Here is a 13879-nt window from a genome sequence, read left to right as displayed (position 1 = left end):
ACTACACGGCACATCACCTGCCTTGCCTAAATCACGCGCTGTCTGCTGAAAAATAACCATCAAAGATAAACAGCCGCTAATACAACAATTTTTTCTTCGGCAATCGACGCACTACGATCTCGGCAAAATACAGCAGCAATGCACATAGTAATAACCAAGGATACAAGGTGAACGCTGTTAATCTGGCCGATGCGGCTTGAGCTGATGGTCGCGGCATCGGCGCGCTATTGACCAACGTACTGACGCCACCGACTGCCGCGACTACCTGCTCAAGTAGCTTAGTTTGGCTCTCTGGCACTTTTGACTCGGCATAAATATCGCTAGACGCTTGGTTTACTGCGCGCTGAGTGACCTGCCCGACACGACTTCGCAATAATACGGGCACATTATTCGCTACTGACAAACTTGCCAGATAGACGCCGGGTGCTGCCGCCTGCAGCGGCTGTGATTGCCACTCCGCAGCTGCATCAGTCTTCCATTCCAAGTTAGGAATCGCTTGATAATCAGCTACATCTACCCGCACATTCAGTTGACCAAAAACGCGTTGGCTGCTGAGTTGCAGTTGTTGTTGGGTATTGACGGTATCCGCCAGTTGCTGTGCCAACCACTGACCGTATCCCGACCAATTTGCCCAAGAGGCTGTGCCCGCACCCAATGGCTCTGTCATCAACGCGGCAACTTTACCAGCACCATAACGCCAGCTACTGAGCAACGGATCTGAAGATTCTGCCATGCGCCAGCGACTTTGTGAGCTAGATTTGGCTTGCACTCTTGCGTAACCAGATAACGAAGGAGCCGCTAACAGCGTATGCGTCTGAGCATCTTCAATTTGGAATTGCCCTTGATGATAATTGGATTGCGGCTCAGTCGATGGGCGATGAAAATTGAGTTCCACCATGTTGAATTCATTCTGAATGGAATAAAAACGCCCTTGGCCCCAGTTAGCCAAATCGGCCATGCGCTGTTCTCCGTCATGGCCATCGCCCACTAACACTGTGGATACGTTGATCTGATCTTGAGCAATAAAGCGCAATAAACGCTGGTAGTTATTTTCTTCAACCGCCGCATCAGTGATCAATAGAATGTGACGATAACGGTTGTGGTTGTTTTTTAATCCAAAATAAGCTTCTTGGATCGCAGGGAACAACTCACTACCACCTTGGGCTTGCATACGGCCAATCGCGCGCTCAACTTCATCAGGATGTTCAGCTGATTGCATCGGTACCGCCCATTGACGCGTACCATAGAACTCTACAATACCAACCTGATCTTGCGGTCGCAGTTTGCGAACCGCTAATCGCGCCACTTGCTTAGCTAACTCCAATGGGCGTCCTTGCATAGAACCAGAACTGTCGATAACGATCGCTAGCGACACGCCCGGTTCGCGCTGCTTTTGCTGTTGAGTTAATTCGACGGGCAGCAACTCCGCTAGTGGCTGACCTGCAAATCCACCTTTGCCAAACGCGGTTTCGCCCCCGGAGTAAAACATCCCACCGCCATTATCTACCGCATTTAACAACTGCTGCTGAGCGCGCGTGGGAAATTCTTCTGCGCGTACATCATCTAACATCACGGTTTGGTATTGGCTAAAGTCGGTAGCTTCAGCTACTGGTAGCGGCGCTTGCGTCACCTTAAAACTTGGGCCAACTAATTGCTGTAAGCGTGCACCTGCGGCCGCATCGGCCGAGGCAAATAACACGGCGTAAGGTTGCTGTGCCGTTAAGATGAATTGCTGTTGCTGTAGCGGTACTCGCGTATCAGCTTGCAGCAGCTGCAGTTCAATCGGCTCAAACTCAGCGGCAGCTTGTCCAAGTGACAAGATGACGGTTTGCGTTTTTTGCTGGCGCAACATTACAGTATCTAGGGCCTTTTCAGCCACAACACTACCGTCACGCATCACTTTCAGCTGCAAGTTGGCATGCGTGCTAGCAACACCATTTACTTCAACAGCTATTGATACCTCTTGTCCCATACGTACGTTTTGACTGGTCACTTTAGCAATGAACGGCGTTTGCACCGCACTGGCAAGTTGCCACCAATCCATGACAATGTGGCGCAGTTGTAGTTGTGAAATTACCGATTGCCAATGACTGTCACTGCTTAACCCATCACTAATGAGTGTGATATGGCCGGCACTTTCGTGCGGAATAAATGACAACGCCCGCAGCACTAATTGCGACAGTGATGCTTGTGTGTCGTTAGCCATCACGACATTAACATCAGCGAGTTGCAGCGGTTCCCCCCCCAGTTGCAATACGGTAATTTGTTCATCACTTGCTGCTCTCGCAAGCTGCTGTTGCAACACTTTTACCGCCGAATTACGCGCACTGGCATCGACACTGGCAGATTGATCAACAATAAAAACTTGATGCAGTTGATCAGTGTGATGCACTAACACCGGTTGTATTAACGCTAGCGTCAGCAGCCCAATAAGGCTGCAACGTAGTACGCGCTGAGTAACACTGGCACGTCGTCCTAAAAACCAGAACACGGGCACTAACAATAGCAGCACAGCGCTCCATGGCTGCAATAAGGTAAAGCTCATGCAATCAACTCCTTAAGGCAAACGTCCACGTTGCAACAAGATCCATTCAAGCAGCAGCAACAACAGCGCTAACACAATGCAACACCACAGTGGTGACGGTGACAGCGGGGCACTGGCGTCGAGTTCTGGTTCGGTGGCCGCCACTTCATTGCTAACGCTGCTAGATATGGCTATAGATAGCAACGAAACACTCGACTGTTCACCATTGCGTCCAGCGATAGTGCCTGCCAGCAATGGCATTGGCGTAATAACACTGGCACCCGTGGTCAGCGATGAACGCCGTTGTGGCCATGGCTGATCAACCGCGAGATAAGGCGTAAGGTCATCGCTATTTGCTAGCCACCGCAAACTCTGTAACCAGAAACGTGGCAACTGCGCACTTTCGCTGTTAACCAATTGATTCATCGCCACCAGATTCAGATGCAACTGACGTTCAGCACTGCTTGCTAACTGTAGTGTGGGGAACTGCTGCGCTGCCGACAAAGTTCCCCAGCCGTTTTGCTGCCACTGCTGTCTAAGTCCGCTAAACCATTTATCGCCGGGGGCACTGAACTGCGCGACATTGTTGGTCGCGTCAAGATAGAGCACACTAATCGCCGCTGGACAACCTGTAGCGGTCAAGCACACCGCCACATCCGCATTAGTGTCAACCACCGTTGCGCCATCACTCAAGCTAATCAATGGTGCAATCCACGGTGGAACGCCAGCTTGCAGTGCCACTCGAATAACGGGCAAGCGGGCAAGCGTCAGTGTTGCCTGATCATCTGCGCTAAACAGATCACCCTGTTGTAACGACAACTTTAGTTGCTGTGCTGCAGCGCTAGTGTTGATACCTTTGAGAACAAAGGTGCTATCTCCCAGAGCTTCAATAGTTTGAGGCTGAAATGCTTGACCATTGAGGGAAAATTGCACCATGTCGGCCCGTAGTGGCCGATGGTCACTGGCAAATAGAGAGAACAGCACATCAACTTTGCCCCATTCACCTGATGCAGCGGGCATCTGCCCCAAGGCGACAATGCCGACGTTGTCAGCGAGTGCCGGCGCAATATAGCGGTAATGCAGCTTGATCCGCGCGGCTAACGCCTGCGTAACCTTGGTAGCTAACGGCGCACCGTAATAATAGATGTCGATATCCTGCGTCGGAAAATCATGTTCCACCACATTGGCTAACCAATGCGAAAATTGATTGCTATGGGCGGTGGCGTTAATGCCTGCTAGCCGCGGCGCTAACAACGCATAACTTTCATCGGCTTGTAGTAACAGACTGGCGCTGACATCGCCGCTCCAAACTTGGCGCTGTGCGGCACTCGTGGCAGAGATATCATGCAGCAGCTGAGTTTTAGCATCGGCAAGACGGTGCTGCGGCTGCATCACCACCGAGCTATCAATAAAGTACAGGGAGATCTGTGACTTGTGAGTATTCGCTAACTGCACACCACTGAGCGCAGTCCACAGCAATATCGCGATGACAATGGACAGCAATAATGCCAACCAATAACGAAATCGTTGCCACCAAACACGTGCAGGTGCCTGCTGTGCGGCTTGAATCCAAAACTGGATGGTCGCAATGGGCACCACGGATGAGCGAGAACGTAACCATTGCATCGCCACCAAGGCAGCAATTAATAGCAATGCACCGCCGATGTAAGCAACAACCGGCAAGTTAGCAAAACTCATAGCTGCGAACCTCCGTCAGCAAAAAACTGAGTTAATTGCGGCAAAACAGCGTCGCTAGCATTGAGCGTAAATAACCCAGCACCGCGGCTTTTGGCCAACTGCACGATCTTAGAATTAAATTGCTGATATGCCATTTGATATTGTTTTACCAGCGAGCCCGTTATCTGCACATCAATATGGGTTGCTAGTTCACTGTCTTGCAGTCGCACATCACCCGTCAGCAACGGATGCAATTGTGGCTCTGCGTCCCACGGCTGAGTCACTTGCAATAAAAGCAATCGATGCCTAATACTCTGCAAGGCGGTTACTACAGGCTCGATGCCATCGTTATCAAAAAAGTCAGACACCACCACTACGAGTCCCTGACGCAACGGGTAGTTGGCAAACTCGCTCAACACCTTTGCCAACGAGCTTTTTTGCTGTTCGCTGCTTGCGGTCAATATCTCTGCCATGCGCATCATCTGGTGGCGACCAGACATAGGCTTATGTGCCAATGTGAGTTGCTCTGAAAATGGGATCAGAGTGACCGACGCATGTTGGTTGAGGGCTATCGCACTGAGTGCAAAAGCCGCTTTCTTGGCCGCTGCTATGCGCGATGGATTTTCGACAAACATGCTTGAGGACAAGTCGAGCAACAAATAAACTGGAAGGTTCTGCTGCTCTTCAAACACCCGCACAAACACGCGGCCAAGGCGACGGTAGATATTCCAGTCGATAGCGCGTAGATCGTCACCAGCGACGTAAGGCTTAAAGTCCGCAAATTCAAGCCCTTGACCTCTTGCTGAGGTTTTTTGTTCGGCGAGTCTTCCGCCTTTGCCAGCATGGACAACATTCAGGCTAAACTGGTGTACCTGCTCAATGAAATCCGCATCCAAAAGCGTGGTGTCGGTCGCTGAATGTGACGACATTATGCAAGCCCTTCTAGCACACTGCTAATGATACTATCGCTGCTAATCCCTGCCGCTTGTGCGCTAAAATTGAGTACCAAACGGTGACGCAATACTGGATGAGCAACCGCAATAATATCGTCTGGCCGCACAGATAAGCGTTTGTTGAGCAATGCTTTTACTTTACCCGCCAACATCAAACTTTGAATACCACGTGGCGATGCCCCCAGCGCTACATAGCTGTTCACTTTGGTGGAAGCATATTGACTCTGTGGTTGTGTGCCCATCACCAGACGAATGGCAAATGTCTTTGCCTCTTCAGTCACAGGTACACTGCGGACGATACGACGCATCTCATTTAAAACATCGCCGTTTGCCACCGCGTTGAGATGGATCTGCTCACCGCTCGTAGTGCGATCGATGATGGTGTGATAATCCTGCTCCGTCGGATAGCCCACTTCAAGCTTGAACAAAAAGCGGTCTAATTGCGCCTCTGGCAGTGGATAGGTACCTTCTTGATCGACCGGATTTTGTGTGGCCATTACACAAAATGGTTCGTCTAACTTGATGGTTCTGCGCCCCACGGTAACCTGTTTCTCTTGCATCACTTCAAGCAACGCTGACTGGGTTTTCGGGGTCGCACGGTTGATCTCGTCGGCGAGAACTAAGTTAGACACAATCGGTCCCGGCTGGAACGTCAACTCGTGGCCTCCGCTTTCGGTTTCCATCAATACTGACGTACCTTGAATATCGGCTGGCATCATATCGGGGGTGAACTGAATACGAGAAAATGGCAAGCTGACCGCTTTACTGATAGAACTCACCAGCATGGTTTTGCCGAGACCGGGAACGCCTTCAAGCAGCACATGACCCCCAGCACACAACGCCGTTAGCACGCCTTCAACAACGGCTTGCTGACCAACAATCATCGTACTCACTTCTTCTGCAATGGCGAAAAAGTTATCGGTAAAATACTGGCGTTGTTTTGCGAGATCAGTTAATGAATTCACCATTATTATTCTTCCTTAATGCTGTTATCTTTATTGTCTTTTTCGGCATGTACGTTGTGATAAAACTTGCTGAGTAACTTGATTTCCCATGGTTCAGCCATATGGTCATCTTTGACTGACAAGCTGTCTTCATTCTCACCTCGCCCTTGACTTGGCAGGCGCACGTTTGGTTGTTCACTCGGTTGCACATTACGCATCTGTTGCTGCTCAGGGCCGGGGCCAGGCGTGCCAATAAACTGATCTGGCATTGGTACGGATAGCATCAACTGGTTGATACCATGAGATTTTTTCTGAGCATCATCGCCCTGGTTTTGGCTGTTATTACTGTTGTTGTTTTGCTGAGAGCCACCAGACTGCTGTTGATTGTTCTTTTTCTTGGCACCACTATCCTGTTTCTTCTGTGCTGGCTTGCCTTGCTGTGCAGCGCTGCGACTGGCTCCCATCGCGCCTTTTTGATTGGTTTCGTCTTGGCGGTTATTTTCATCTTGAGCAGTTGCCATTGACGATACGCTATTTTCTTGCTGTGCATCGGCTTGCTGCTCTGCACCGCTATCTTGAGTTTTTGAATTGGCCTGGGCATCACTTTGGCTCTGAGAGCTCGCTGTTGACGCCGATGGCGTCATACTCGACAGCAATGGACGTTGCTCTGCGAGTTGTTGCCGTGGCGTAAGCTGGGGAGAGGAAGCCTTTGCGGCAGTCACTGTTTGCACTCTTGCCGCAGCACTCATTTGCGCTGAGGCAATACCGTTATCCGCGGCAGCGGCTCCACGACCATTGTTGCTGTCATTTTTGGATGATGAAGTATTCTTGGCCGCATCGGCTATTTTGCTTGACTGAGCTGTCGTCGCGCTGTCAACCGCGGCCGATTGCGTTTCGGTGAGGGATGTTGTCACCGCGGTAAGAGCTTGCTTACTGCTGCTGTTAACCACCAAAGAGGTGTCATCAGTGTTGGCGAACGCGGCACCAGATCCCAAGCCGTCGCTCAGTATCGGGCCGGTAATGTTGAACAGCGCAAGCAACAACAGCAACGCTACACTGATGATTACCGCAAATTTGCTGCCCCGTGTCAGTGTAATTTTGATGCTCGCTAACTTAGGTATTGGTGTCGTCAACGCTTGCGCAATTGCGCGTTGGCTATCTTCAATGGCGGCCAATTGAAAACCGCTTGGGGTTTTCAATGCTAAAAATTCATCGGCAATCTGCAAACGATCAGCTAAATGCAGATGATCATCGTAAAGGGCGAGTGCTTGTTTGCGACTGATGTGGTGACCAATGAGTTGATAAGTAAATGCACTGGCATATCCCAATAGTGGCACCAGTATCCACACCAACCAAAACCATACGAGTTCGGCCAAGCGAATGTTAATAAAAAATTGCGCTACCAGACCGCAAAATGATACCGGCAATAATAAATAGCCTGCAATAGGCAACGCGTGTTGATGCGCAAAGACTTTGGTGCGATGCAACAAGTTTTTTCTTCCTAAAACAACCAGTTGATCTAACTGTTGTTGTATTAGTTCCATACTTTTAACTGTCATCTCACACCGTTTTTTCTTCGGTCAGGCTTATCGATACTGCTATTTGACCTCAATAGGCTTGCACCAACCTTGCAACAACTCTCGTTGGTTAATTTTTTTCATATCACAGGTCAGGCTGGTGCAAGGTATCAATGCCTTAATGGCACCAAAGAAGGAATATTCACTCTTGGAGAAAACGCCTTGAAGAAGATCAATAAAACGCTTATTTCTGCCTTGATAACGGGATTACTGTTATCGCCACAATTTACCGCAGTTGCCACCGAGCAGCATCAAGCGGCATTTTCTAAAATCAATGTAGACTATCAAACATTTACGCTCGCTAATGGCCTAACAGTCATTGTGCATACAGATCATAGTGTGCCCAATATTTATCTCGGAGTTTGGTACAAAGTGGGCTCCAAAAATGAACCGGAAGGTAAGTCTGGTTTTGCGCACTTATTTGAACACTTAATGTTCCAAGATACTATTCATCGCAAAGGAGAATTTTTCGTTCCTTTCGATAAAGTCGGTGCTGTCGGCATGAATGGCACCACCAATTTGGACCGTACCAATTTCTATGAAACGGTGCCAAGTAATGCGTTAGATTTGGCGTTGTGGATGGAATCAGATCGCATGGGATATCTTGGTGACAGTATTACTCAAGCATTGCTGGATGAACAGCGGGCAGTCGTCAAAAACGAAAAACGTCAGGGTCAACTGCGTCCGGGATCTAAAATTTATGATCGTTTTTTAAAAAATTTTTATCCTAAAGGCCACCCTTACGATCATACCACTATCGGCTCGATGGAAGACTTAGATAGAGCATCACTTGATGATGTAAAGCAATGGTTTAAAGATTCTTACGGCGCATCAAATGCGGTCGTGGTCTTATCTGGTGATATTGATCTGAAAACCGCTAAAGAGAAAGTTTCTCATTATTTTGGCGACGTGCCAGCGGGTAAACCAATGGATCGTATCGACCAATGGATCCCGCAACTAGACCATATCAAACGCGATGTAATTTACGACCGCGTACCTAATGTTAACCTCAGCCGTGTGTGGGCGTTGCCGAACAGCAGTGCCAAAGACACTACCTTGATGGAACTGGTCGGTCGTACCTTAGCTGGTAGCAAAAATACGCCGCTTTACAAACTACTGGTTGACGACAAACAGTTGGCATTAGGCGTTAACGCCTCAGTTGATCCTAATGACGTCAACAGTACCTTTTCTCTCAGTGTGACGCTAAAGCCTAACGTCGACATCAACAAAGTGAACCAACTGATTGATGTTGCCATGCAGCAATATTTCAAAACAGGGCCTGAGGAAGAACAGCTAAAGGCGATTAACTTATCCAGTGAAATATCGCTGCTGCGTTCAATGGAAGACAACGCGCAACTTGGATCGCAACTGATTGATGGCTTAGTGCATCATGATGACCCGCTGTTTATTAACAAACAACGCGCATGGATCAGTAACGCCGATACCCAAGACGTGCGTGAAGTCGCGCAGAAATGGCTCGATAAGCCTTACTTTGAATTGCGCATTCTGCCAGAACCGAACACTCAGGCGATGAATGTTAAAGTTGACCGCAGCGAATTGCCTAAAGCGGGCAAGTTTGAAGGCAAAATTACCATGCCGCCAATTCACCAAGCGCAGCTAGATAACGGCATGAAAATCGTGGTGGCAGAGCGCCATAATCTACCGCTGGTTGAGGTTTCGATGCAGTTTGCCACCGGCGCAAGGGCTGATGCGCACTACACACCGGGTGCCGCCGAGCAGGCCTTCGGCATGTTGATGATGGGCAGTAACAAATATGATATGAGCGAGTTATCTAAACAGATGGATAACATCGGGGTCAATATCAACAGTGGTGCCGGTCAACAGAGCAGCAGTGTTAACTGGAGCGGTCTTGCCGATAATATGGATGAGGCATTTAGTCTCGCCAGTGAAGTGATACGTCACCCAACCTACCCTCAGTCTGAATTGAAGAAAGTCATTGAAGGTATTGATTCCAGTTACAATGGCTATGAGATGGACCCTATGCGTTCCGCCAGTCAAGTGTATGACAAAGCCATTTGGGGCGCGGATCATCCATTCGGAAAAATCACCACCCGAGACCAAGCGAAAGCGATTTCACGAGATGACATCCTGCGCTTCCACGCTCATGAGGTAGGCCCAAATAATGCCACGCTATACCTTGTTGGTGATATTACCCTCGACAAAGCCAAAGCATTAGCCAAGGAGTATTTTGGCGACTGGAAGCTAGTCACACCATCATCACTGGCGCCAATTACGCCAGCGCAAGGTACTGCTAAAATTATCTTGGTTGATGCCCCTGGAGCCGTTCAAAGTAGCATTAGTGTCGGCCATACTGTTGCACCATTCAACAAAGATACTGCGGCAACACAATCGTTGATGGACGCAGCATTAGGCCGTGGTTTTAATAGTCGTTTAAATATGAACCTGCGTGAAGATAAGGGCTGGGCCTATGGCTTTAGCGGTGGCATTCACAATTCACCAGAAGGCGAACGCGTCTTTACTGCCAGCGGTACCGTGCAAACCGATAAAACTGCAGCGTCTATGTTGGAAATTAAACGCGAAATATCTGATTACGTAGGCCAACGCCCAATTACTGCGGCTGAGCTACAACGCGATCAAGAGTCGGCGGTTCATTCAGTGCCACAAGGATTTACCAATAACTCGGCATTTATGGGCTCGATGATCAATTCAGATCTGTACCACTTGCCATACAACCGAGTGGAATCATCCGCACAACGTTTAGAACAAGTAACGCTGCCTGAAGTGCAAGCACTAGCTAAAAGCACCTACAAACCCAATCAGTTAACTTGGGTGATTGTCGGTGATCTTTCAAAAATTGAACAGGATATCCGAGGTCTAAACTTGGCGCCTGTCGAAGTATGGGATGTTTACGGCAACAAAGTTCGCTAGGCCACAACTCATTCGTTGCCATAGCAATGAGTGTGCTATTGCTTAGCATTAGATATTCCTTGACCTTTGCCTGATATTTCAATGTCAGGCTTTTTTTTAACTATTCAACTTAACAATTTTTCGTCATTGAATAAGCTCTGTAAGGTTGGTGCAAGGTTTATTCGCTATAAGTCTATTGCTCAATATTGAAACAAATTTGAAACAGATGATTAAAAAATAACAATTCGAGTCAACAACAGACTGATAGATGAATGAAGGAAGGTACCCGTGCGCACTAATAAATTTCCGCTATCCATAATAGCGCTAACCATAATGGGAATTACATCCCCAAGTTTGTATGCAGCTGGTGAAGATGACATTGAAGTTCAGTCATCTCAGAATCCATCTGTTGCAGCCACTAATGATAAAACTGCTAAACAATCAGTTTCGCAACCTAAGCTTAAAGCAGATGAGCGTATTCTGGTCACAGGTTCACGCTTGCAGAATGGTAACATAGTCAACAAGACGACAATTATCACCGAACAAGACATCAAAGAGCGTGGTGTGACTAGCGTAGAGGAGCTGATCCGTACCTTACCTCAAAACCTCGCCACGATTGGTGGGATGGCTAACACTCGCTTGAGGGGGCCTTTAGGGGTGGCCGATGGTTCGGCTCGAAATATGTCCTCCATTGGTGCTTTAGGCGTATCGGCGGCCAACTTGGGTGGTATGGGGGCTGGCCGCACATTGATTTTGGTCAATGGTCGGCGCATGGCGGGTGCCGCAGGGATTCAGGATGGTTTTGTTAACCTTAACGGTATTCCTCTTAGCGCTGTTGAACGAGTTGAAATCACTACCGACGGTGCGTCAGCCGTTTATGGTGCTGATGCCATGGGCGGAGTAATCAACTTCATTCTGAAGAGTGGTTACTCTGGTACGACTGTGACCGTTCAACACGAAGACTCAAATAACGGCGCGGATAACTCTCGATTTAGTTTATACAGCGGTAAAAGTTGGACCTCTGGTAATGTCTCTATTACGTTAGACTACTCAAAACGTAAGCCAATTATTAATGCTAAGACAGGCTACGTAACTAATAACTATGCCCCCTATTTTAACGATGACCCATATTATGATCGTCGTTCTTTCGGTGATGGTAATCAACCAGCGTTTATTGACAACTCAATTTCCAATTACAATCCAACAACTGGTACCTATGACACATTAACCCAAGCCTACACCGTGCCTGCTGGGTTCACTGGCCAGCCGACAATGGATGATATGATGCTTGTTGGGGGCGATGCTCGACGTGATTTTGTGCCACGTATAGCTGGACCCGATACCGAATCCAAGAGTGTAACTCTGAGTTTTGAGCAGCGTTTAACGGAGCATCTGACCATTAATGGTAACGGACTTTTTACGCGTCTGGAATCATCACAGAATCAGATTGATGCGACGGCTTTGAGCGTTAATATGGCTCCAGGACAAGCGTACAATCCTTTCCCAGCATACGCACTTTCCTCTTTTACCCCTGGTGTAACAGCCGCTTATTACCCAGCAGATGAACTCGCTTCAGGTGAATTACCATACGGTTATAGCGATAGTACCAATGATAGTTGGAGTGCTAACCTTGGGCTGACTTATGAGATTAGTGATGACACCAAACTAGACTTTATTTACACAACGTCTAGGTCAACAACTTCAGGCAGTCGTTATGGTTACGATTCTATCGTTAACATTAACGAAGATTCAACCTCGCCAAATGGTTGGAGCTGTTACAACTTTGACCTATCGCGCGGCATCTATACTGGCGATGAACTTGCGTTCTATCAAGATCTCTTCAATCGTCAATGTACGGCGCTGACCAGTGCTGATCCGAATATTGCATTTAACCCGTGGAAGTCGTCAGCAGATGGGTCTGGCGGTTCTATCAATGATTTCTATTATAGGCACTCACAAGAGCAGCGCGGCTCTCGTCTGGAAAACTATGAGCTCCGTTTAACTGGCGCATTGTTTGAGTTACCAGCGGGTAAAATCAGCTACGCTATCGGTGGTGAGTACAATGATGACGGTGTAAACAGTAGAGAAATTAGCGCTATTACAGGGCCGATTCCACATCGTACTCGTAAAGGTTATTTTGCCGAAACTAGCATTCCTGTTTTTGGGAGTAAATTTAACTTCCCTATGATGAAGTCACTTACCTTCAGCTTAGCCTTACGCCGTGATGAGTACAGCACCGAAGGTGTAGTGGGTACAGTAGATGGTGTTAACCCTGACTTAGGTGGCGAATTTATCTATGGTAAAAACACTTTTGGGCGTAATACGCCATCATACGGCTTTAACTGGCAGCCAACTGATGAGTTAACGCTACGCGCGAAATGGACGGAGGGCTTTAGAGCGCCGCCAAACACCGAGCTCTTTAGTGTAACAGGAACAATGGCTTACTCGACAACGATTTCTGGAGATCCGTTATATGATTGCCGAGAGCATGATGATTGTGACGTAGACTATGGAGGTTCTTACTACGGTTACGACGTACTGCGAACTACGGCACCTAACCCTGATTTACAGCCAGAGACATCAAAACAGCGTGCATATACTCTATCTTGGTACCCCAAAGGGTTCTTATCTGGTTTAACGTTGGATGTTACATACAATAACACCAAAATTAAGAACGAATATGAGAACACGGGAGAGCTAATTCGTTTACTGCCTCAGGATGAAGTTTATTTATTGGAGCAATATTATCCGCGCGATGAAAACGGTAAAATTACCGAAATGCGTAACATGACTTTCAATTTATCAGGCTCTGAATATTCTTCTGTTATTTATGACTTAGGTTATTTTATTAATACGTCTTTTGGTACATTTGAGCCGAAGATTACGTACCTCAATAATCTTAAGGCTGATCGACAATCGATCGCAGGCAATGAACCAGTATCAAACCTTGGTACATTACAGGGCGTAGATGATTACAAGTTAACAGGCTCGCTTCGCTACAGCTATGGAGATTTGGTCGCTACCGCATGGGCTTATTACACCCCAAGCTATCTGAATGACTATGAGACGATTATGTCTGCTGGAACAATCACTAACCCAACTTACATTAAAGAAGTGGGGTCAATGACAACCTACGACCTAACCTTGTCATATCAGTTAACACCAGACTTACACTTAAATTTTGCAGGTCGAAACATTTTCGATACCAAGCCACCATTTGTAGTAGTAGGTCAATTGCCATATGACTCAGCGCGCTATAACGTAGCCGGTCGCACGTTATCACTTGAATTGCAATACGAGTTTTAAGTAGTAAAA

The 13879-nt window shown here is 47.8% G+C and carries 7 protein-coding genes; 2 read left to right on the top strand and 5 right to left on the bottom strand.

Annotated features, from left to right (window positions below):
• Nucleotides 1–76 precede the first annotated feature (76 nt).
• From ACN0TT_RS14505 to ACN0TT_RS14485, 5 genes are read right to left on the bottom strand one after another with little or no spacing between them, the layout of a single operon-like run.
• A complete protein-coding gene (locus ACN0TT_RS14505; protein WP_417762865.1) occupies nt 77–2545 on the bottom strand; it encodes a VWA domain-containing protein in 2469 nt (822 codons plus the stop codon).
• 12 nt (nt 2546–2557) lie between these two features.
• Nucleotides 2558–4222 carry a hypothetical protein gene (locus ACN0TT_RS14500; protein WP_417762864.1) on the bottom strand — a complete coding sequence of 555 codons (1665 nt, stop codon included), beginning with the start codon at nt 4220–4222 and terminating at the stop codon, nt 2558–2560.
• Nucleotides 4219–5130, bottom strand: coding sequence for a DUF58 domain-containing protein (locus ACN0TT_RS14495; RefSeq protein WP_417762863.1), 912 nt, complete (start codon nt 5128–5130; stop codon nt 4219–4221). Before ACN0TT_RS14495 ends, ACN0TT_RS14500 begins: the two co-directional genes overlap by 4 nt.
• Nucleotides 5130–6122 carry an AAA family ATPase gene (locus ACN0TT_RS14490; protein ID WP_417762862.1) on the bottom strand — a complete coding sequence of 331 codons (993 nt, stop codon included), beginning with the start codon at nt 6120–6122 and terminating at the stop codon, nt 5130–5132. The genes ACN0TT_RS14495 and ACN0TT_RS14490 overlap by 1 nt, the downstream gene beginning before the upstream one ends.
• Nucleotides 6123–6124: 2 nt before the next feature.
• A complete protein-coding gene (locus ACN0TT_RS14485) occupies nt 6125–7657 on the bottom strand; it encodes a hypothetical protein (RefSeq protein WP_417762861.1) in 1533 nt (510 codons plus the stop codon).
• Nucleotides 7658–7837: 180 nt separating this feature from the next.
• Between ACN0TT_RS14485 and ACN0TT_RS14480 the strand changes: the two genes are divergently transcribed.
• Together ACN0TT_RS14480 and ACN0TT_RS14475 are read left to right on the top strand one after the other, a co-directional pair.
• Complete coding sequence (locus ACN0TT_RS14480) at nt 7838–10585, top strand: M16 family metallopeptidase (RefSeq protein WP_417762860.1); 2748 nt, start codon at nt 7838–7840, stop codon at nt 10583–10585.
• A gap of 267 nt (nt 10586–10852) precedes the next feature.
• The gene (locus ACN0TT_RS14475; protein ID WP_417762859.1) at nt 10853–13870 is read left to right on the top strand and encodes a TonB-dependent receptor domain-containing protein; all 3018 of its coding nucleotides are present in this window, start codon (nt 10853–10855) and stop codon (nt 13868–13870) included.
• Nucleotides 13871–13879 lie beyond the last annotated feature (9 nt).

This window comes from Shewanella sp., assembly GCF_048265805.1.
In the GTDB taxonomy this organism is placed as follows: domain Bacteria; phylum Pseudomonadota; class Gammaproteobacteria; order Enterobacterales; family Shewanellaceae; genus Shewanella.
This window is presented reverse-complemented; position numbering and strand designations above follow the sequence as displayed.